Source organism: Metamycoplasma arthritidis (assembly GCF_900660715.1).
Lineage (GTDB): Bacteria > Bacillota_I > Bacilli_A > Mycoplasmatales > Metamycoplasmataceae > Metamycoplasma > Metamycoplasma arthritidis.
Map to the genome: position 1 here is coordinate 154,214 of NZ_LR215047.1, position 22,498 is coordinate 176,711.

22 protein-coding genes and 2 tRNA genes are annotated in these 22,498 nt (G+C 31.2%); 23 read left to right on the top strand and 1 reads right to left on the bottom strand.

Translation table 4 applies throughout. The annotated features are described in order from the left end of the window. Positions 1-3 precede the first annotated feature (3 nt). The 4 genes from tmk to EXC42_RS00615 all read left to right on the top strand — a co-directional run bounded on the left by tmk (position 4) and on the right by EXC42_RS00615 (position 2,357). Complete coding sequence (gene tmk, locus EXC42_RS00600; RefSeq protein ID WP_012498046.1) at positions 4-645, top strand: dTMP kinase; 642 nt, start codon at positions 4-6, stop codon at positions 643-645. A gap of 3 nt (positions 646-648) precedes the next feature. Further along, on the top strand, positions 649-1,542 hold the full coding sequence (locus EXC42_RS00605) for a DNA polymerase III subunit delta (RefSeq protein ID WP_012498047.1): 894 nt from the start codon (positions 649-651) through the stop codon (positions 1,540-1,542). Continuing rightward, the gene (gene rsmI, locus EXC42_RS00610) at positions 1,532-2,236 is read left to right on the top strand and encodes a 16S rRNA (cytidine(1402)-2'-O)-methyltransferase (RefSeq protein WP_012498048.1); all 705 of its coding nucleotides are present in this window, start codon (positions 1,532-1,534) and stop codon (positions 2,234-2,236) included. Before EXC42_RS00605 ends, rsmI begins: the two co-directional genes overlap by 11 nt. A gap of 45 nt (positions 2,237-2,281) precedes the next feature. Next, positions 2,282-2,357, top strand: a tRNA-His gene (locus EXC42_RS00615). A gap of 5 nt (positions 2,358-2,362) precedes the next feature. Here the strand turns inward: EXC42_RS00615 and EXC42_RS00620 are convergent. Next, positions 2,363-2,947 carry a thymidine kinase gene (locus tag EXC42_RS00620; RefSeq protein WP_012498049.1) on the bottom strand — a complete coding sequence of 195 codons (585 nt, stop codon included), beginning with the start codon at positions 2,945-2,947 and terminating at the stop codon, positions 2,363-2,365. A 127-nt stretch (positions 2,948-3,074) separates the two neighbouring features. Here EXC42_RS00620 and EXC42_RS05810 point away from each other — a divergent pair, with 127 nt between their 5' ends. The 19 genes from EXC42_RS05810 to EXC42_RS00715 all read left to right on the top strand — a co-directional run bounded on the left by EXC42_RS05810 (position 3,075) and on the right by EXC42_RS00715 (position 22,335). Then, a complete protein-coding gene (locus EXC42_RS05810; RefSeq protein WP_012498050.1) occupies positions 3,075-4,271 on the top strand; it encodes a DUF2179 domain-containing protein in 1,197 nt (398 codons plus the stop codon). Positions 4,272-4,286: 15 nt separating this feature from the next. Then, a complete protein-coding gene (ychF, locus tag EXC42_RS00630) occupies positions 4,287-5,390 on the top strand; it encodes a redox-regulated ATPase YchF (protein ID WP_012498051.1) in 1,104 nt (367 codons plus the stop codon). 44 nt (positions 5,391-5,434) lie between these two features. Further along, positions 5,435-5,508 (top strand) — tRNA-Trp (locus tag EXC42_RS00635). A gap of 99 nt (positions 5,509-5,607) precedes the next feature. Further along, on the top strand, positions 5,608-8,022 hold the full coding sequence (leuS, locus tag EXC42_RS00640) for a leucine--tRNA ligase (protein WP_012498052.1): 2,415 nt from the start codon (positions 5,608-5,610) through the stop codon (positions 8,020-8,022). 58 nt (positions 8,023-8,080) lie between these two features. Continuing rightward, positions 8,081-8,767, top strand: coding sequence for a M48 family metallopeptidase (locus EXC42_RS05815; RefSeq protein WP_012498053.1), 687 nt, complete (start codon positions 8,081-8,083; stop codon positions 8,765-8,767). A gap of 71 nt (positions 8,768-8,838) precedes the next feature. Beyond that, positions 8,839-9,465, top strand: coding sequence for a hypothetical protein (locus tag EXC42_RS05820; RefSeq protein WP_012498054.1), 627 nt, complete (start codon positions 8,839-8,841; stop codon positions 9,463-9,465). Positions 9,466-9,686: 221 nt separating this feature from the next. Further along, complete coding sequence (locus EXC42_RS05825) at positions 9,687-10,481, top strand: hypothetical protein (RefSeq protein ID WP_012498055.1); 795 nt, start codon at positions 9,687-9,689, stop codon at positions 10,479-10,481. 61 nt (positions 10,482-10,542) lie between these two features. Then, positions 10,543-11,751, top strand: a complete 1,209-nt coding sequence (locus EXC42_RS00660; protein ID WP_012498056.1) for a replication-associated recombination protein A — start codon at positions 10,543-10,545, stop codon at positions 11,749-11,751. 7 nt (positions 11,752-11,758) lie between these two features. Further along, a complete protein-coding gene (gene pheS, locus EXC42_RS00665; protein ID WP_012498057.1) occupies positions 11,759-12,709 on the top strand; it encodes a phenylalanine--tRNA ligase subunit alpha in 951 nt (316 codons plus the stop codon). A gap of 12 nt (positions 12,710-12,721) precedes the next feature. After that, a complete protein-coding gene (locus EXC42_RS05830; protein ID WP_129648844.1) occupies positions 12,722-14,908 on the top strand; it encodes a phenylalanine--tRNA ligase subunit beta in 2,187 nt (728 codons plus the stop codon). Continuing rightward, positions 14,895-15,305, top strand: a complete 411-nt coding sequence (locus EXC42_RS00675; protein ID WP_012498059.1) for a CinA family protein — start codon at positions 14,895-14,897, stop codon at positions 15,303-15,305. The genes EXC42_RS05830 and EXC42_RS00675 overlap by 14 nt, the downstream gene beginning before the upstream one ends. Positions 15,306-15,385: 80 nt before the next feature. Continuing rightward, the gene (recA, locus tag EXC42_RS00680) at positions 15,386-16,390 is read left to right on the top strand and encodes a recombinase RecA (RefSeq protein ID WP_012498060.1); all 1,005 of its coding nucleotides are present in this window, start codon (positions 15,386-15,388) and stop codon (positions 16,388-16,390) included. 9 nt (positions 16,391-16,399) lie between these two features. Next, positions 16,400-17,224 carry a TIGR00282 family metallophosphoesterase gene (locus EXC42_RS00685; protein ID WP_012498061.1) on the top strand — a complete coding sequence of 275 codons (825 nt, stop codon included), beginning with the start codon at positions 16,400-16,402 and terminating at the stop codon, positions 17,222-17,224. Positions 17,225-17,226: 2 nt separating this feature from the next. Continuing rightward, positions 17,227-17,673, top strand: coding sequence for a transcription antitermination protein NusB (locus EXC42_RS05835; RefSeq protein ID WP_012498062.1), 447 nt, complete (start codon positions 17,227-17,229; stop codon positions 17,671-17,673). A 3-nt stretch (positions 17,674-17,676) separates the two neighbouring features. Beyond that, on the top strand, positions 17,677-18,405 hold the full coding sequence (locus EXC42_RS00695) for a TlyA family RNA methyltransferase (RefSeq protein WP_012498063.1): 729 nt from the start codon (positions 17,677-17,679) through the stop codon (positions 18,403-18,405). Positions 18,406-18,410: 5 nt separating this feature from the next. Further along, the gene (locus tag EXC42_RS00700) at positions 18,411-19,577 is read left to right on the top strand and encodes an aminotransferase class V-fold PLP-dependent enzyme (RefSeq protein ID WP_012498064.1); all 1,167 of its coding nucleotides are present in this window, start codon (positions 18,411-18,413) and stop codon (positions 19,575-19,577) included. Further along, positions 19,564-20,007, top strand: coding sequence for an iron-sulfur cluster assembly scaffold protein (locus EXC42_RS05840; RefSeq protein WP_012498065.1), 444 nt, complete (start codon positions 19,564-19,566; stop codon positions 20,005-20,007). Before EXC42_RS00700 ends, EXC42_RS05840 begins: the two co-directional genes overlap by 14 nt. Continuing rightward, complete coding sequence (locus EXC42_RS00710; protein WP_012498066.1) at positions 19,991-21,241, top strand: Y-family DNA polymerase; 1,251 nt, start codon at positions 19,991-19,993, stop codon at positions 21,239-21,241. Before EXC42_RS05840 ends, EXC42_RS00710 begins: the two co-directional genes overlap by 17 nt. A gap of 17 nt (positions 21,242-21,258) precedes the next feature. Further along, positions 21,259-22,335, top strand: a complete 1,077-nt coding sequence (locus EXC42_RS00715; RefSeq protein ID WP_012498067.1) for a nicotinate-nucleotide adenylyltransferase — start codon at positions 21,259-21,261, stop codon at positions 22,333-22,335. Positions 22,336-22,498: the final 163 nt, after the last annotated feature.

Genomic DNA, 22,498 nt, shown 5'->3' on the forward strand with positions numbered 1-22,498 from the left:
GTTATGAATAAAAAAGCTAAATTTATTACCATTGAAGGAATGGATGGTTCAGGAAAAACAACAATTATTGAAATGCTAAAAGACTATTTATTTAACATTGGCAAAATTGATGATTTTGTTTTTACTAGAGAACCAGGATCGGCTTATTCAGCTGAAGCGGAGAATATTAGAAAAATTGTGCTTGATTCAGGCAATAAATTTAGCCCTATGGTTGATGCACTTTTATTTGTGACTTCACGTCGAATAAATCTAGAAAAAGCAATTTGACCAGCTTTGAAAGCGAAAAAAAATGTTATTTCTGATCGTTTTTGACATTCCTCATTTGTTTACCAAGGAATCCTTGGTAAAGTTGGGTTAGATAAAGTTAGACAAATTAACGAAATGGTTATTGAAGATACTCAACCAGACTTTGTAATTTTCTTTGATTTGCAACCAGAAGTATCTGTTGAAAGATTAACAAAATTAAGAGAAAAAACCGATCGTTTGGAAACTGACCAAGTTGAATATTACCAAGCCTTACGCAAAGCTTATTTTGAAGTAATCAATAGTGATCCAACAAAATTTAGAATTATTGACGCATCTCAATCAATCGTTAAAGTTTTTGAACAACTGCTTATCATTTTAAAAAATGAAGGAGTGCTTTAAGAAATGCATAACGAAAACTATTTTAAGATAGTTGATCACGCTATTGCGCATAATAAATTAAGTCAAGTTTACTTGTTTGTGGCTTTGCCAAAAGTTAACTTTGATAAATATTTAACTCATTTTATTAACAAAATTAATAAAGAATCATTTGAAAAATTTAGAGATATCCCCATGGGGGAACTTTATTTTTTAGTTGACGGTTATAATGAAGCGATTGCTAAAGATGAAATTCTTGAAGCAGTTAAAAATGTTTCTACTTCGCAACTAAACGTTAACAATTTAAAGAAAATTTTAATTATTAAAAATATTGAAAATGGTTCACAAAAGACTCTTAATGCTTTATTAAAGTTTTTAGAAAATCCGCCAAAAGATTGCATTATTTTTATTACTACTAATGCCCAAAATAAAGTACTAAAAACAATAAAATCTCGTGCCTTTATTATTGACATTAAAAGAGAATTTGACCTGCAGCTTAGCGGATCGAAATATGATAATTTCTTTGCTAGAATTAGTGAAAACGATGAGTTTTTAACATCACAAATGACCGAAGAAAATTTTGCACTTTATGATGAGCTTATTGCTAAATTAAGTAATGCAAGAAAAGATCCTCATGCCTTTTTAAGTTATTTAGATGCTACAATCGATGAAAAAAATGCTTATATGCTTGCTTTATTGCTTGATTTTATTTTTCATGAAATTTTTTCATATCAAAATTATGCTAAGTCATCTTTTGTTTTACTTGATAAAAAAACGGCTTTTAACTATCAAGACTTTGAGACCACTATTTCAGTGTTAATGATTATTCACGAATTTAAAAAATCCCTTGCTTCAAATGCTAATTATGTACTAGCCAAAGCCAATTTTATTGCCAAATTAGGAGAAGCTTATGGAGTATAAACTTTCAATAGTCGGCACTCCCATTGGCAACTTAGAAGACATTTCACTAAGAGCACTTAAAACTTTGCAAGCTGCTGATGTTATTTTATGCGAGGACACGCGCACTAGTTTAAAACTTCTTAATCATTTTGAAATTTTTAATAAAAGTTTGTTAAGTTATCATAACTTTAATGAAAAAGCGATGTGCCCAAAAATTATTAAATTAATTAAAGAAGAAAACAAAAAAGTCGCCTTAATTAGCGACGCGGGAATGCCTTGTATTTCTGATCCTGGTTTTGCTATTGTTCAAGCCGCTAAGGCTAATGAAATTTTTATTGACGTAATTGGCGGTCCTAGTGCTTTAATTTGTGCCATTATTAAAGCAAACTTTGCTTCGCAATTTACTTTTCTAGGATTTTTAAAAGATAAATCTTTGGCGCGTCAAAATGAGCTAAAAAAATTAATGCCAGGAACTTATGTGTGTTATTTATCGCCACACAAACTTATTAGTACTATTAATGATTTTTTAGTCGTTTTTGGTGATGGAGTTAAACTTTATTTAATAAAAGAAATGACTAAATTGCATGAAACTAGTTACGAAGGTAGCCCTAGTGAAATTTTAGCTAAATTACCTGGTAACATTAAAGGAGAATTTACGCTGGTTTTTTTAATTCAAGCAAAAAAGTTACCAAAAATCAACAAATACGCAAAATAGTTTATTTTTAATAGTTTGTGATAAAATAACTAGAGCATTTAATTGGCGTGCGTGGCGAAGTGGTTAACGCATCGGGTTGTGGCTCCGACATACGTGGGTTCGATTCCCATCGCACGCCCCATTTTTTTATACCTTTTTTTGTAATTTTTCTTTTTGACCAGCGTTATGACATTTACGGCACCGCGCTTCATATTCTTGAAAATCACCTAATAAATTTATTTCACTAGCTGCTACTTTACGAAAACTAGTCGAAGCGGCATGTTGGCATTTTACACAAATAGCTTGTAGCTTAGTTACTCTTTCAGCAATGGCAAGTAAATTAGGAATTGGTCCAAATGGTTCTCTTAAATAGTTTTGATCAAGCCCGGCAACAATTACTAAATATCCCTTATTAGCAAGGTCATCTGCGACTTTAACGAGCTCTTCATTGAATCAATGTGCCTCATCAATGACAACAGCTTTATACTTATCTTCTTGAAGCAAAAAATAAACATCATTAATATTTTTTAGAATATGAGTTTTATGTTTAACACCGGCTCTACTAACAATTTCATTTTCCGAAAATCTAGTATCAAATTCGGGCTTAATTACAAGCGGTTTCAATTTAGCATATTCTAAGGTCCTTATTCTTTTTAGCAGCTCCTCGCTTTTTCCTGAAAACATTGGTCCGGTAATTACTTCAATCATACCTTCGTTAAAATTTTTATACATGTCATTTCTCCTTAATTTGCAAATTAGCTTAACTATGTTAGAAATATAATAACTATTTTTTAAATTACTATTGAATGAAATCAAAAAAAAGTTAAAATTTTTTTAAAGAGTTCACGAGGTATTAATATTGAAAAAACATAATAAAGAACCCCAAAAGCCAACGGACCAGCAGTATGAAATTGGTAGAGTCAAAGTTTCTGACCAACTTTTGCCTTTTTCAATGCTTCATCGGGTGAAGAAAAAATCGCTACAAATTATTTGAACCATCATCATTTCAATTCTATTTGCTTTTTTTGGCATCATTTTTATTCAAAACACCGGCCTCTATGGCTTTGGTGTTGATGCTATTAGCCATGGTGGAGCAAGATTTATTAGTTTCCTAATCCAATATAATAATGGCAGTAAAGAGGCTGCAAGAATTGTCTTTGTTGTACTCTTTTGATTCATTAACTTTGCTATTAATATTCCACTCTTTATTTTCGCTGCTAAAAAAATCAATCGTAATTTTGCTTTATTAACTTTCATCTTTATGCTTTTTTCTACGGCATTCGGGATTGTTTTTGGATTAATTCCCGGTAGTGAAAAACTTAATTTATTTGGTCGTCCTTTAAATGATTTTATTTATCGCAACACAGATGGTATTGTACAAACGGCAATTTGATCTTTTCTAGGCGATGCTAACAAACATGTTGCAATTGTTTTATACGGCCTATTATGAGCAATAATCCAAGGAGCAATTGCTGCAGCCTTATTAATTCTTAATTCATCTACTGCCGGATTTGATATTCTAGTAGTTTGATATTCAAGGGAAAAATTCAAGAACTTAGGAATTGTTTATATTATCTTTCATATTATTAGTTTGATAATTTCTAATTTCATAGGTACATATTTACCAGCTTCTTTAACAATTCAAAAGAACTTAGCGTCGCTTCCAAGTGGCTGAGAAGTGGCGCCTTGAAGCACAGAATTACTATTTAATCCTAGTTTTGCTTCATCATTTTTGATGATCCTAATTAATGGCCTAATAGTTGATGTTCTATTTCCAAAATATAAGCTTGTCAAACTAGAAATTTATACTTCTAAAATTGAAGAAATTCAAAAAGCAATTTATTCACTTAAGGATAAAAGGTTTACAACTTCTACGGCAATTGTTCGAGGTGGATATAGTAAAAAAGAACAAACCGTGTTAGTAGCTAATTGTTTTTATGTCGATGCTGCCACTGTTGTAGAAATCACGACCAAAGAAGACCCTGATGCTTTTATTTCAATTTACGATACGAAAAAAACGCTTGGTCATGTTTATATTTCTAAATCAATTAATTAAAAAAAGGAGAAAGTTATGTCACTAAAAGCTGGAATCGTTGGCTTACCCAATGTGGGCAAAAGCACACTTTTTTCTGCTCTAACCCTAAACGAAGCCGAATCAGCTAATTATGCTTTTACTACCATTGAGCCAAATGTTGCTATTGTTAACTTAAACGACACGCGCCTAGAAAAATTAGCCAAAATTGTAAATACTAATAAAATCGTACCCGCTACCTTTCAATTTGTTGATATTGCAGGGCTAGTTGAAGGCGCTTCTAAAGGTGAAGGATTGGGAAACAAATTTTTAGCCAACATCAGAGAAGTTGATGCAATTATTCATGTTGTGCGTTGTTTTGAAAACAATGATATTGTTCATGTTAAAAATCAAATTAACCCTTTAGCAGACTTAAAAATCATAAATTTGGAATTAATTTTAGCTGATTTGCAAACGATTGAAAATGTCATTAATCGAATTGGTAAAAAGGCGCAAAATAGTGCTGATAAAGATCTAAAAAAAGAATACGCTGTGGCGCTAAAAATTCGCGAAGCACTCGCTAATGAAAAAATGATTAAAGATCTTGAACTTAGTGATGACGAAAAAGAAATAATTAAGTCTTATCAACTACTTAGTCTTAAACCTACAATCTATGTTGCTAATTTAGACTATGATAGTTTTAAAAATTTGAATAATGCTCACCACTATCAGAATTTGAAAACCCACTTGGATCAAAATTCTGAAATTCTTATTCCAGTTAATGTTAAAGTCGAATACGAACTAAGTCAATTTGATAAAGACGAAAAAGCTACTTTTTTAGCAGAATATAATATTGAAGAATCGGGCTTAGATCAAATTATTAGAAAAAGTTTTTATTTGCTTAATCAAGCTACTTACTTTACTGCTGGCGAAATTGAAGCACGTGCTTGAGTTTTTAAAAAAGGCCAAAACGCCGCCGAATGTGCTGGCATTATTCACACTGATTTTGAAAAGAAATTTGTTAAAGCCGAAGTCATTAAGTATGATGACTATGTTTCTTACGGCGGTGAAAAAGAATGTAGAAAAGCTGGCAAAATCGCCCTTGAAGGACGCAACTATTTAATGCAAGATGGCGATGTTTGTTATTTTAAAATTGCAAAGTAAAAATCTAAAATTTGTTAAATATGTTAAAATGACTAAGCACATTCAGGGGATTAGTTTAATGGTAGAACCAAGGACTCCAAACCCTTTAGTGCGGGTTCTAATCCTGCATCCCCTGCCATATATTAACAATGCCACATAACTAGACATATCTAGTCTAGTTTTTATTTTATAGTGCTCTTAGACGCGAAATTGTAGTTTTTAGAGTAAAATTTTATGCATGTATAATCATCGCGAAATTGAAAAAAAATGACAAAAATTTTGAGAGCAAAATCATTCGTTTAAAACAACTGAAAAACATAATAAAAAAGCTTACATTCTAGACATGTTTCCTTATCCTTCTGGTATGGGGATGCACGTTGGGCATCTTGAAGGCTATACGGCCACTGATATTGTTAGTCGTTTTAAAAGATTGAATGGTTTTGATGTATTGCACCCTATTGGTTGGGACGCTTTTGGTTTGCCAGCAGAACAATATGCGCTTAATACCGGCAACCATCCTGCTCCTTTTACTATTAAAAATATTGATAACTTCCGTCGTCAACTAAAGGCAATGGGTTTTTCATATGATTACGACAAAGAAATAAACACCACTGACCCTAAGTTCTATTATTGAACACAATGAATCTTTAAAGAACTTTATAAAAATGGTTTAGCTTCAATTGAAGAAGTTGATGTTAATTGATGCGAGGGCTTGGGTACAGTTCTAGCTAACGAAGAGATTGTAGAAAAGAATGGAATTAAAGTTAGTGAAAGAGGTTCATTTCCAGTTGTAAAAAAACCAATGCGGCAATGAGTTTTAAAAATTTCCAATTATGCCGATAAATTACTAGAAGGACTTGATTCTCTAGATTGACCCGAAAGTCTTAAGGCCTTGCAACGCAATTGAATTGGAAAAAGTAATGGCCACATTGTTAGTTGAAAATTAGAAAAGAACCGAATCATAAAAACCTTTACAACAAGGCTTGACACAATTTACGGTGTTAGTGCTCTTGTGCTTAGTCCAGAACATCCGCTTGTTGATCTTATTACAACCTCTAGTCAAAAATTCTTAGTTGATAAATATTTATGTGCTTCTAAACAAAAAAGTGAATTAGAAAGAACGCAACTGCAAAAAGAAAAAAGTGGAGTTTTTACTGGCTCTTATGCATTGCATCCACTAACAAACAAAAAAATTCCTATTTGAATTTCTGATTATGTTTTAATGTCGCACGGAACAGGTGCAGTTATGAGTGTTCCTGCTCATGACGAGCGTGATTTTCAATTTGCAACAAGATATAATTTAGAAATTATTCCAGTCATTAAAAGTGATGACAATGTGCTGCCTTATACTGGTAATGGCGTTCATTTTAATAGCGACATTGCTAATAAAAAAGACAATGCTAACGCAACAAAAGCTATTTTTACAAAGCTAAGTAGTTTAAACTCAGCTAAAGAACACGTTAGTTATAAGCTGCGTGATTGAATCTTTTCACGTCAACGTTACTGAGGAGAACCATTTCCAATTTTATTTGACGAAAATAATGATATTTATTTAGTTAAAGAACTAGTTAGTTTACCGGAAACAAATAACATCAAACCATCAGGGTCAACTGAAGGACCTTTAGCAAATATTAAAGAGTGAATGAATGTTAAAGTAAATGGCAAAAACTTTCGGCGTGACAGTAATGTTATGCCACAGTGAGCAGGGTCAAGTTGATACTATTTGGCTTACATTCTAAAAAATAGTGATGGCACTTATGCTCCATTAGATAGCTCAGAAGCAAAAAAACGGTTTGAAAATTGATTGCCGGTTGATTTGTACATTGGTGGTCAAGAACATGCGGTACTACATTTACTTTATGCTCGTTTTTGACATAGATTTTTATTTGACATTGGCATCGTACCAACAAAAGAACCATTCACTAAATTGATTAATCAAGGTTTAATTTTAGGTCCCGATGGCCAGAAAATGTCTAAATCATTAGGTAATGTTATTAATCCTGATGATTTAATTCAAACGCATGGCGCTGATGCCCTTAGAATTTTTGAGATGTTTATGGGTCCACTAACTGATTCAAAACCGTGAAATACATCTTCTCTTGATGGAATTCGTAAATGATTAGACCGCCTTTATTCAAATTTCAATTATTTTGTTAAAAATCAAAAATTTAGTTTGAGTGAAAAAAACGATCAACTTGAAAGCAATTTAAATATTCTTATCAAAGAAGCGACAGATGCAATTGAAAAGTACAAATTTAATATTGCGATAAGTAAACTAATGGTATTTAGTAATTATTTAGGAACATTAAAAGTTTTACCATCCACTTTACCCCTTAAAAACTTTGCAATTATTTTTAGTGTTTTTGCCCCTCATTTGGCAGAAGAGTTGCTAGCTATGATTAATGAAGCGCCAGTGGAAATGCAAAGTTGACCATTTTGTGAAGAAAGCAAAATTATTGCGCAAAACCCGATAATCGGTGTACAAATTAATGGAAAAGTTAGAGGGCAAATAGAAATTATGCCTTCATGAGATCAAGAAGCAATTGTCAAAAATGCTTCAGCTCAGTCGCAGATTGCAAAATGACTTGAGAATAAAAAGATCTTCAAAGTGATTTATGTTGAAAATAAAATTCTTAATTTAATTGTCAAATAACATTTTTTTATTTAAGCACTTGCTAAAATTACTTTTAAACACTATGCCAAAAATAAACATGATTCATAAAGTTTTTCTTAACGGCGATGAATATCAAATTGCCGTTATTTTTACTAATAATAAAAATGCTTATTTAGAAAGAAAAAACGAAACTATTATTCTAAAAACGCCAGTGCATTTATTTAAAACACCTTTGCTAGAAAACTTTATTTTAAAGAGCCTTCCTTCGCTGTTAAAAAAACAAGACCGTCCATCATATGAAATTGATCTTGAAAATCGTAGTTTTAATTTTTTTGGCGAGCTTTGTCACTTTGAATATGATGGAAAACAAATTATTTTTAATCATCAAAATTTTGAAATCAAACTTAAATGTTCTAATACTGATTTAATTGAAAGTACGCTATGAAAGTATTTGTCGAAACGACTTTATTCAGTATTAGTCGATTTGTGTACTTGATTTAAATTTAAAGGAATTGTAGAAAAATTTAGCCCACTCAAAATTCAAATTAGACAAAAAAAGAGTGCTTGGGCAACTAATTATGTTGAAAAAAAACTTATTATTTTTTCTAAGTATTTAGTGTGCTTTTCAATTGAAATAATTTCTTATGTGCTTGCTCATGAGTTAAGCCATTTTTTTGAAGCAAACCATTCAAAAAAATTTTGAAATATTGTTCGCAGCTTAGATCCTGATTACAAGAAAAAGAAACAACAATTAAACGACCATATTTTTAAATTCAAAGAATAACTTCAAAAAACTAATAAAAAATTAATATTAAATTACAATTACTTTAGAGAAGAATTAAGCATATTATGTCTATGGATGGTAAATATATTTTAGGAATTTCGCTTGGGTTAGCACTGATGTTTGCCTTAATTTTAACTTTTGGTTTAGTTTTTTTCTTTGTTAGAAAAAATAGCAAACAACGCGAGCTGCAAGAAAAAGAAAATCTTCAAGCCTTGCAAGACACTTTGAGCACGTATGCTAAGTCAAATAATAGTTTATTACTAAAAAAAGCCACTTACAAATATGATAAAAATAAAATTTTTAGTTCCGGTCCTATTCTAATAAGTCCATTTGCCTTATTTGTTATTTATCCATTTTTTGCCGAAGGCGAAGTTGATGGCAATTGCCTTGAACGTGAATGAAGTCATCAATTTGACAATAAAAAGAAAATTTTTCCTAATCCTGTACTAAAAAACGATTTGGTAATAAAACACATCCTAAATTTAATACCCCAACAAGTGCCGATTATTTCGCTAATGCTTTTAATTGAAAATAATGCAAAATATGACATCTACAATCTCCCTGATTATCTACTTTTATGTAAAGAAGATGAGTTATTTGATTCATTAAATGATGCAAAAAATGAACTAGAAGCTGTTTTAGATAATGAAGCGATTATTAAAATTAGTGATACACTTAAAAAATTCCAACAAAAATAGCATTTTATTAAATAAAAACTTAAGGCGATTTTTATTCACTTTTCATTGTTTGAATTAGCACATATTATTGTAAATCATTGATATATCTATAAGAATCATTGATTTTAAGCATTTTTTTATTGCAAAACATTATAATTTCATTGCAATATCATTCAGTATAATACTAATAAAAAAATCAATGTTATAATGTAATTAAATAGAGAATAGACGCAGGAGAAATTATGGCAAAAAACGCTACAAAAAGCCCAACCCGTAAAAATACTTTAGAACGTTTCTACATTTCTGAAGTAACTGATAAAAAAACTAAAAAAATCATTTTCAGATTTAAAAAAGCAAACCAAAAAACACACCGTGAATACGAAGAATTTAATGATGCAGTTAGTGAATTTATAAGAATAAGTGAAACTACTGCTAACAACACTAGAGTTTGATTCCATCGCGAAGGTGCTTACCGTGGTTCTGTAGATCTAGAAAAAGCTAGAAAAATGTTAATTAGACTTGCTGAAACCAAAGTTGCAAACGAAGAAGTAATTGAATTTATCGAACATGAAAACTTAGTTGATAAACCAACTTCAAAGACTACTGAAATCTTGGCAATCCAAAAAACTGTTGACTTAGAAGAAGAATCAAAATACGTTGAATTTGATGTTGCTAATCGTGAAACAATGAAAGCAAGTGAAGTTAGTTTACAAGATTTAGTAATTTCATCGGCATATGATGTCGAAATTGAACAAATGTTGCCAAATAATGACAATTTAGACATTTACTTTAGACTAAAAAAAGATGATCAAAAGTCATCGACAGTTGTAAGAACACTTTCAGGTTTTAAACGCTCAGTCGAGCCGGTTATTATCCCTGAAGAAATTACCGAAGCACCAACAGAAACCCAAGAAGCTAGCAAACCAGCTAAAAAAAGAGATACAACACTTCTTGGTTGAATTATTTTTCTTTCAATCGCCGTTGTTGTTAACATAATTTTTATTATTTTACTAGCAACAAAAGTTATCGCAGTTTAGTTAAATAATCAATTAATTAATGGAGCCAAGTGCTCCATTTTTACTATAATTTATTAACTATATGAATAAGAACTTAGCCCAAAAAACTCGCCCGATTGCGCTTGATGACTTTGTTTGCAATGATAGTCAAAGATTTCTTTTTGAAAAAATTATTGCTAATGATGATTTTCGTTCATTTATTTTCTATGGCAAGCCCGGAACTGGCAAAACAACAATTTCTTATATTCTAGCTTCGTCGTTAAAAGTTTCATTTGATTACTTTAACGCAGCCATTGAAAAAAAAGAGGATTTAGTTGCTAAATTAAAATTAAATAAAATTTTAATCATTGACGAAATCCATCGCTTAAACAAAGATAAACAAGATATCTTACTACCTTACATTGAAAATGATTTAATCACAATTTATGCAACCACTACTGAGAATCCTTATTTTAAGGTTAATCCTGCGCTTAGATCGCGTTGCGCCATTGTCGAAATTAAGAATCCTTCAATTGATGATTTAAGTAAGCAACTTAAAAAGATTGCTTTAAACAATCAATTAGATAGCAATTTAAGTGATGAAATATACCATTTTATTGCCTCACAATCTAACGGTGATTATCGTAGCGCCATTAACAGTCTTGACTTAATTAGTACACTCTCAAAGACTAAGAAACTTACTCTTGATGAGATTAAAAAAATTCTTCCCGCTATTCAGTTTACGGGCGATTCTAATGGTGATGCTCATTTTGATCATTTAAGTGCTTTTCATAAATCTTTAAGAGGATCTGATCCGAATGCCGCTTTATACTATGGATTTATTTTAGTTGAATCAGGTGATTTTGATGGGCTATTTAGAAGAATGATTTGTGCCGCTTATGAAGATGTAGGTCTTGCTAATCCTAATCTACCAGTGCAAGTTATGAATGCAATTGATGCTTTTGAACGCTTGGGACTTCCTGAAGGATATTTGCCAATTGCCAATGCGATTTTAGAAATCGCCCTTAGTCCAAAGTCTAATTCAGCATACCTAGCTTACCATAGTGTTCTCGAGGATCTACGATCGGGGCAATTATTTGAAGTACCTAATCACCTAAAAGACTCATCTTATTCATCGGCTAAAAAATTAAAAAGAGGCGTTGAGTATTTGTATCCTCACAACTTTGATCGCCATTATGTTAAACAAGATTATTTACCAAGCGAACTAAAAAATAAACAATACTACTGCTCACAAAAAGAAGGTTTTGAAGAAAAAATCAACGAATATTGAAGGAAATTAAAAGGAGAGTAAAAAACTTATGACATTTGATTTAGAAAAAATTAACAATTTTGAAGACTTAAAACAAAGTAAAAATGAATTTAATAATTCAGTAGAACTTTTAACTTTGATGAAACTTTTAAAAGAATCGCCAGCTGCTGAAAAAGCTAAAATAGGTCGACAAATTCAAGAACTAAAAACTCAAGCTGAAGATTTTTTTTCAAAAGCCAAAGCCAAATTAGAAGCGATGGCAGTTGAAAAAAGTTTAGCATCAGAATACCAAGATCACGCTACGCCGGTTATTTTTGAAGGCTCAATTCATCCTATTAATTTGATTAGCGAAAGATTTAGAACTTGATTGCTAAATCATGGCTATTTTGAATTAAACTATGGTGAAGTGGAAAGTGAACTTTATAACTTTGAACGGCTAAATATTCCTAAAAATCACCCAGCTCGCGATATGCAGGATAGCCTATATTTAGACGTCAAAAGTCAAGATCTTTTACTAAGAACGCACAACACTGGGATTAGTGCAAGAGCCTTAGAAAAATATAAAAATAAAGCGTTTTCACAGTTTGCGATTGGTAAAGTTTACCGGAATGACGAAGAAGATGCAACTCACAGTCACCAATTTACTCAACTTGACTTAGTTAGCGTCGGATCACAATCATTTTCTTCACTAATAACTACTCTTCAAAGCATGATTTCATATGTTTTAGAAAAACCAATTAAATTAAGAATGCGCCCTTCTTATTTCCCTTTCACTGAACCTAGCGTTGAAGTTGATATTTTCTTTAACAATCGTTGAATTGAAGTTTTTGGGGCTGGTATGATTAATGAAAAAGTGCTGCGTGATGCGGGTTACACTAACAAAATGATTGGTTTTGCCGCCGGAATTGGCATTGAAAGAATTGCCATGATTAAATACGGCATCGATGACATTCGCCATTTTTACACTAACGACAAACGTTTTCTAAAACAATTTAAATAGAGGAGTAACAACATGATTTTTTCATATAAAAAATTAGTTTCTTTAGCACATATTGAGCAAAAAACAATTGAAGAGATTGTAGCAGCAATTAATTCACTCGGCTTTGAAGTTGAAGATTATCATCGTTTTAGCGATGTTGAGGGCATTAAATTCGGTCATGTTCTAAAAACCTATAAAAACCCTAACGCCGATCGTTTAACGGTTTGTGAAATTCAATTTGCTGATGGTATGCGCACTATTCAAACAACTGCTACTAATGTAGTAGATGACTGCTATTTAATGGCTTTTGTACCTGGTTCGCGTAGCAAAGGTATTACTTTTGCTCCAAAAAAAATGCAAGGAATCGTTTCTGATGGCATGCTAGCTTCATTAAGCGAAGTTGGTTTTAACGAACAAGTTACTCCTGCAGAGTTTGATGATCAAATTTTTATTTTTAATGAAATTGATTTAAACCTAGATCCAATTAAATACTTCGATTTAGATGATTACATGATTGATGTCACAATAATATCAAATCGTGCTGATGCAAATTCATATTTTATTATGGCAAAAGAACTGGCCGCTTATTTTAATAGTTATGTAGATTTTAAAACAGAAAATCTGCTCTTGCCTACAACAAACCATGAACTAGGTTTTTCAAAAAAACTAGTGTCTACTAATAATATTTTGTTATTTGAAGTTAACCTGGAATCTACGGATTTTTCTTTGCAAGAGCAAGCTTTTTTATGAAAACACAACATTAGTGTAAATAATTGAGTTGAAAATATTGCGAACTTAACTTTTTTAATGACTGGAATTAAACCACAAGTTTATGATGCTGATAAACTTAAAAACCGGGCTTTTTCAACTGAATTATATAGTGGCGAACTTACAATTAAAGAACAAAAAATTGTGCTCAATAAAGCACTTGTGCTTAAAGATGGCAGCCAAATTATTGGTTTAGCTGGAATTGCCCCATTTGATGGCTATCAAGTAGCAGCTGATACGCAAAGAGTATTAATTGAAATTTCTTCATACGACATTCAAAGTGTAAGAAAAAATTTAAAACAATCACATATTGAAACTCAACAAACAATTAGAAATTGTAAAGAAATTAACAGTGCACAACTTGTACTGGCCTACAACTACATGACTAAAAACTTCAACCTTCGCCCTAATGTTTCTTTATACAAAGCAATCCCCAAACAAGTGCAAATTAAAATCACTAATTCATATCTTAATAAATATGCAGGCTTTGCAATCTCAAAATCCAAAAACTACCTTGCTGTCATTGAAAAATTAAAAATTTTAGGTTTTAGTTTTAGTAACAACAATCTTAATATTACTTGTCCTACTTATCGTTATGATCTTTTAACTGCTCAAGATTTTGTAGAAGAGTTTTTTAGATTTTATGGCTATGACAATTTTCCTAAAAAACCAGCCAAGTACCATGAAGCCCTTGAAGCGCCCCTACTAGAAGATGCTTATTTAAAAAAACTTGCGGCTAAAAACTACATTAATGTACGTACTTTTAGTTTAATCAGCCCAGAGAAAAATATTTTTAACCCATTTAACTTTGCAAATGATTATTTAATTCCAGCTTCTAAAAATTATGAGCACTCGGCAATTCGTAAATCAATGATTTATTCACTATCTAATGTTATGCTGCATAATCAAAAACAAGGTATGAAAGTTGGCTCTTACTTTGAAATTGGTTCCATTAGTGTTGATCACCATAACGTTTTAGGAATTGTCTCAAACCAAAAAACCTTCGATGAAATTAAAAGAGATCTTATTTCATTAACCAATAAAAATTTAACTTTTAAAAAATCAATCAACAGCACCTTCCATCCTAATGTTAATTGCGAGATTTACTTAGAAAATAAAATGATCGGTTACATTGCTAAGATTCATCCTAATTTATTAAAAGATGAAGCAATTTATTCTGAAATATTGCTAGAAGATCTTAGTCCTAATGCACCAAGTTTTAAAACATTTAATAAACTTCCTCTAAAAAGCCGTGATATTACTATTAACTTACAACCAAATGAAAGCATTGAAGCTACTATTGATAAACTAAACCAAATTAAAGGAATTTTCCAAATTAGAGTAATGGGAACATTTTTAAAAGAAGATAAAACAAAAAATGTTACTCTATCAATCCTTTTAGAAGAATGGGCAACGAAAAAATTTGACAAGGATTTTAATGAAAAACAATAAAAGCCTTTCAGCAGTCGAATCTTTCACTGGCGGTTTGTTTGCTTCTGAAATAGTCTCAGTGCCAGGGGCAAGCCAATATTTTCTAGGTGCTCTTGTAAGCTATAGTAATGCTATTAAACAAAAACTAGGCATTAGCACTCATAATGGAGTAATAAATAAAGAAGTGGCTTTGGCCATGGCAAAAGCTGGTAATGAATTTTTTGGTAGTGATATTTGTGTTTCTTTTACTGGTAATGCTGGACCTGGCGTAATGGACGACAAACCAGCGGGATTAGTTTATATCGCTATTAACGACGAAGTTTATGAACTTAATTTAATTGGCGGTCGTAATAGTGTTCGTCAAGAAGCGGTCACTTTTGCAATTAAAAAACTTAAAGATATGGGAATTCTAGAATAAACTTTTAGATTTTCCTATTTTTTTCCTATCTTTTTAAATTTTGAATGGCTAATTAGTTAAAGTAAAAGCATGGAGGAAAAATGGCAAAAAACATAAAAGACGAAAACCAATTATTAGAAGCAACATTAAAAGAAATTGAAAAAAAATTCGGTAAAGAATCAATTATGATTCTTGGTCAAAAACCTGAAATAACCCCTGAAGTTTTTAGTTCGGGCTCTATTTCAATTAATCGTGCTTTGGGAATTGGAGGTTGACCAAAAGGGAGAATTATTGAAGTTTATGGCCCAGAAAGCAGTGGCAAAACCACCATTGCCTTGCATGCAATTGCCGAAATTCAAAAACTAGGAGGCATCGCCGCTTTTATCGATGCCGAACATTCAATTGATCCTAATTATGCTAAAAATGTCGGAGTGGACATTGATAATTTAATTCTATCGCAACCTGATTCTGGTGAGCAAGCACTAGAAATTGTCGACTCACTTGCTAAAACTGGAGCTATTGATTTAATAGTAGTTGACTCAGTGGCGGCTCTTGTACCTGAAGTAGAACTTCAAGGCGAAATGCGTGATCAAGTAGTAGGTGCCCAAGCAAGACTAATGTCAAAAGCATTAAGAAAAATTACAGGCTCACTTGCGAAAAATAAAACAACAATTATTTTTATTAATCAAATTAGAGAAAAAATTGGTGTCATTTTCGGTAATCCCGAAACCACTTCGGGTGGTAGAGCACTTAAGTTTTATTCATCAATTCGTTTAGAGGTAAGAAAACAACAAAATTTAACTAGTAATGGTGACATTTTGGGCAATCAAGTAAAATGCAAAGTAGTAAAAAATAAACTAGCAGCCCCATATAAAAATGCCCAAATTGAAATCATTTTTTCACAAGGAATTTCTCTTACATCAGAAATAATTAATTTTGCTGAAGAATTTGGCATTCTTACTAAAAAGGGATCTTGATATAGCTATGAAAATGAAAATATTGCGCAAGGAGTTGCCAATTTACAATTATTGCTAGAGACAAATCATGATTTATTTAAGAAAATAAAAACCCAAGTTGAAGATAAAATGAATAACATAGAGCAATAATTCATTAAAATGCTTATAATTTCAAATATTGTGTATAAAGAAGATATAAACGTATTATTTTTAGGCGACATTTTTGGTGACTCTGGCATTACATTTGTCGAAAAGATGCTACCCCAATTAAAAAAAGATTACAACATTGATTTTGTAATTGCTCAAGCCGAGAATGTTTCGGGTCGCAAAGGTTTTGAACCGCGTGAATACTTGCGACTTAAAGCAGCTGGTGTTGATGCTTTTACATTAGGAAACCATGTTTGATTCAAAAAAGGCATATATGACATTATTGGAAATAATGATTTAATTAGACCGGCTAATGTAGAAAAGAAATATCCTGGTAGTGGTGTTCGTCTTTTTGAAGTTTGCGGTAAAAAAATTGCAGTTATGGCGTTCATGGGCATCACTTTTAATCCGCTATTTGCCCCTTGAGAAGAAGAGCAAGCTAATAACTTTTTTGATGAGTTTGATAGAATTTATGCCGAGGTTAAAGCTGATTATTACATTATTGATTTTCATGCTGAAACAACAGCAGAAAAAGCAATTTTTTCTCTATATGTTGATGGCAAGGCCTCAGCTTTTTTTGGAACTCACACTCATGTGCAAACTAATGACGCTCGATTGCTACCAAAAGGTACTTACTTTTTAACTGATGCCGGAATGTGTGGTCCTCGTGACTGTGCAATTGGTGCTAATTTTCAAGAAGTATATGAAAAGATGCGTTTTGATGCTCATAAATCTTTTAAAGTATCAAAAAATCAATGTCAATTAAATGGCGTACTTTTCACACTTACTCAAAACTCTGCAAACAAGCAAATCAAATTAATTAATATTTGGGAATAATTATGGAATCAAATAAGCAAAAAGATCAAACACAAAAAAAATCGGTTTTTCTTTTAAAAAAATACAATGAAAGAGTGAAACTTATCACTTTTATCTATCAATCTGAACTTTTTGAAGAAAAAATTGATGTTAACTACCTTTTTGAACATTTCGATTTATCAAAAAGAGAACTTGATTCGTTGACTATTATTTCTGAAAAATACGATCTTTTTCAATCTATTGCTAAGAGATCCATATTAGAACAATGAACATGACAGCGGATTCAACCATTGGCAAGAGCAATTATTATTTATGGGATTTTTGAATTATTTTTTAATTCACCTAAAGTGGTTATCAATGAAATGGTTAATATTGCCAAGTCTTTTATTCCTGATGATAGTACTTATAAATTTGTCAATCGAACATTGGACATGATTGCAAAATCACCTCAATTTGCAAAAGAAGCATAGTTAATGAAGAAGACATTATTAGAAATAGTATCCAAAGAAACTAAACTATCCTTAAAAATTGCTGAGGCGTATATTCGCGAAGGTAGAGTCATCATTAACGGTGAAAAAGTTTTTTTACCAACTCTTAAATTTGATGAACATACCTCTAAAATCGAACTTATTAGAAAAAATGAATATGTCTCAAGGGCTGCTAACAAACTACTTGCAGCGATTAACAATTTTGACTCGACAGTTTCTAATAAAGTTTGTTTAGATATTGGTTCTTCAACTGGAGGTTTTGTTCAAGTGCTTTTAGAGCATGGTGCGAAGAAAGTTTATGCCGTTGACTCTGGCACTAATCAACTTAACTATCAGCTAAGGATTAATCCTCAAGTGGTTGTTTATGAAAAAACCAACTTGAAACATTTGACATTAGAAATGTTCAATGAGCCCCTTGAATTTGTTAGTTGTGATGTATCTTTTATTAGTCTCAAACACGTTTTCAAAGTTTGCGAGCAACTACTGTCATCAAAAACGCAAATTATGGCTTTAATTAAACCACAATTTGAAGCGAGCAGCAAATATGTTTTAGAAGGTGGCTTTGTTGAAGAAAAACATCACGAATATATTATTAATAAAGTGATTAATTATGCTAAGGAACACAACTTTACATTAATTAAAATTCAAAAAAGCCCAATTTTAGGCGAAAAAGCCAAGAATATTGAATATCTTTCACTTTTTGAAAAGGATTAAAGAAAATGAATTATAAAAAATTATTTCCTATGTTTAAATTCAATAAAGAAATTGTTTATCTTGATAATGCCGCTTTAACTTTTAAGCCATACGAAGTGATTGATGAAGGTAATGATTTTTATGCAAAATATTCAATTTCTACAAGGACAGCTGATTCTGTTTTAGGAATTGCCATTGCCAAAAAACTCCAAGAGGCCCGTCAAGTAGTCGCATCTTTAGTTGATTCCAAACCACACAATGTTACTTTTACTAGTGGAACTACTGAAAGCCTAAATATTATTATTAGCATGCTTGCTAAAATTATTGACGATGGTGAAATTCTATTATCTTATTTAAATCACGATTCTAATTCCATTCCCTTTTTTGAAAACTTCAAAGGCAAGGAAAATATTAAATTTGTATTTGCAACTGACAACAAAGATCTTCTAAGCAAAATTAATAAAAATACGAAAATAATCGCTCTTTCACAAGCTACTAATAACTTCACAATGGACTACAATCTTGATGAAATTTACCAAAAAGCTAAAGAAAATGGCGCAATCGTTGTCAATGACGCCGCTCAGGCAATTGCTCATGAAAAAGTCTCACTCAATAATTGTGATGTTATTGCTTTTTCAGCGAATAAAATCTATGGTCCTACAGGCTCTGGTGCTTTAGTTATAAAAGATGATCTTTTAAAAATTCTAATGCCAACGAGATGAGGTGGCGGACAAGCGCAAACAATTAACGGCTGCGTATGGACCGCTAAAACTAATAATTTAATTCTTGAAGTTGGCACACCTAATTTTGCGGGAATTTTTCAGCTAAAAAAAGCTATTGAATTTCTAAACAAAATTGACTATGATGAAATTGATAGAATTGAAACTAAACTTGCTAATTATTTATATAAGAAGCTTCAAAGTGTTCCTAATATAAAAATTGAAAGTAAAAAGGGCGCAAAAATTGTCCTATTTAATATTGGGTCATATTCATCGCAAGATGTCGCTTCTTATTTAGGACATAAAAATGTTTATGTTCGTGCTGGCGGTTTTTGTGCACACATGGTTCAGCAACTTCCTGAATATAATAAAACTTATGTGAGAATTTCATTATCATTTTATAATGATAAAAAAGATATTGATACCATCGTAGAACTATTAAAGAATGGAGGCAATTTCCTTGAATTCATATAGCCCTAAACAACGCCAAGAATTAATTATGGAAGCCTATCTTAATCCTCGTTATCGTGTAGAAGATTTAAAGGATAGCAACATAATTAAAGAAAATTCCCTTGTTTGCGTTGATGAAATTCAAATCGCTTTAACATGAGAGAACAGCATTTTAAAAGATGCTAAATATCTAGGCAAGGGATGTGCAATCTTTTTATCTTCAATCGAGATTATGCTAGCGCAAATTAAAGATCGAACTCTTAATGAAATTGAAACAATTTTAGATCTTTACCTTGCTATGCTAAACGGTAAAAAACTTGTTGAAGAAGAACAAGAAAAGCTAGGCAAATTAATTATTTTTGAAAATGTTAAAGTACATTTGAATCGTCTTGAATGTGCCTCAATTATTTATAGAGTAATTAAAAAAGGTTTGGTAGATGCTAGAACAAAATAGGACAATTTTCCATATTGATATGGATGCTTTTTTTATTAATTGTGAAAGAGCAATTGATCCTAGACTTGATAATCAACCTGTAGCAATAGGTAAAGTTCATAAACGATCAATTGCCACATCAGTATCATATGAACTAAAAAAACTTGGCTTAAGACCAGGAGATCCTAGTCTTAAAGTTAAGCATTTATGTCCAAATGTAATTTTTGTCGAACCACACTATCAGCTATATTCATCATATTCAAAAAGAATTTTCGATTATTTAGAAACTCATTATACTCATACCATTGAAATTTATTCAATAGATGAATGTTATTTAGAAGTTACTACGATCCTAAATAATCGCAAAATCTCAGCACAAGCTTTAGCATTTGAGATCCAAAAAAATATTTTAGATAAGTTTCAACTGCCTTGTTCGATTGGTATTTCATTTACTAAATTCTTAGCTAAAATGTCAACTAATAAAGCAAAACCTTTTGGCATTTTAGAAACAAAAAAACAAGATATTGAAAAGCATTTCTATGACTTAGATATTCAAGAAATTTTTGGCGTTGGCAAAGCTTCAACTGCAAAGTTAAAAGAATATGGTATCAACACTTATCGCGACTTAGTTAACGAAAAGAACACGCAATTTCTAAGAAGTGTTTTTGGCAAGAGATTTTATTCGCTTATTTTGGAACTAAAAGGCGACAATTTACATGATCATGTACAAAATGAAGAAGCCAAGGGCATTAGTAACTCAATGTCTTTTATTGAAAACAATATCGCCGATTTTAACGAAATTTCAAATTGTTTATATGAGTTAGCTGAAAACGTTAGCGAACGTGCCAAAATTACTAATGTTGAAGGTTCGACTATTACAGTTATGATTAGATGGGCAAACAAAAACTGATCTTCGAAACAAAAAAGGATTCATTTTTATACCAATGAAGTTAATGATATTTACAATTTTGGTAAAGATTTATTAGAATCATTATGAGATCAAAGCGCTATAAGAGGAATCGGTATTGCTATTTCTAATTTAAGGTCAATTTTTAACAGAGACAATGCTTTTGATCTGTTTTGTGATTTTAAAGGAAACAAAATTAACAATATAATTAATTCAATAAATCAAGAGTTTCAAAAGGGCATTCTAAAAACTGGAACGCAACTACAAAAAGAAAAGCAAAATACAATTCGTAAATACAAAATGGTCAAAGAAGAGAATCTTCGTAAGGCCAATAAAGATAAAGAATAAATTGAAAAGGAGTGAGGATGAAAATTGGAATATTTGGTGGTAGTTTCAATCCTATTCATAAGGGCCATATTTTAGTTGCTAAAGAGGCAATAGAACTTCTTAATTTAGATTGCCTTTATTTTGTGCCCGCTTATCAAAATCCTTTTAGAAAAAAAGATGAATATGTCAGTGGCGAACATCGCATTAACATGATAAAAATGGTCTTAGAAAATAAAATGCAAGTTTGCGATTTTGAAATCAAACGTCAATACAAATCTTATACAATTGATACAATAAATTACTTTCTTTCTAAGTTTAAGGATGCTGAGCTTTATTTAATAGTTGGATCGGATAATGTAAATAAATTAAATAAATGAAAAGATATTGACGACATTGCTAAAAAGGCTAAAATAGTAATTTTCAATCGTGGTAATAAATATTCGAAAATAAACATTAAAAAATATCATTGTTTGGAGTTAAAAAATCACCTCTATCCTTTTAGTTCAACTGCCTATAAACAAGGCAATTTGAATCAAGTTGAGGCAATAGTGCAAGAGTACATTGGCAAACATTGACTTTATATTGCTGACATTGCTAAAAATACTATGGATATTGAACGCTTTAAGCATCTTAGGTTTACTGCTGAGTTTGCTGTTAAATTAGCCAAAGCTACTAATTATGATGTTAAAGAAGCTTATCGTGCTGGATTTATGCATGACATTACCAAACGTTGAGAGCAACAACAAGCTTATGATTTTTTAGCTAAATATGGACTAAATTCAAATAACTTGCCGCAATATATGTTGCACCAAACAACAGGGTACTATTTTTTGCGTGATGTTTATAAATATCCAAATGAAGAAGTGCTGCATGCTATTAAAGTGCATACTTCCTTAGAGTTAGAATTAAATTTACTTGATAAGATCATTTTTGTTGCCGATAAGATTTGTGAAGGTAGACAATGAAATGGCATCCAAAAACTAAGGCAACTATGTTTGAATAGTTTTGATGAAGGCTTTAGAGAAGTCGTTAAAGTCAATTTAGAATTTATTAAACAAAAAAATAATTCTTTAACAAAAGACCAAATAAAAATTTATGACAAATGAACGAAGTAAATATAACTTCTTCATTTTTATTATCACTTTTTTATTAAATTAAAGGAATTCATTTGCTATTAACAATAATAAAATCTAATTTTGATAGAAAAAAATGGGTTGATTAAATATTTCAAATAAGTGAATTTGTTTATTTTAATAATTATTTTTAATGTGCACAAAT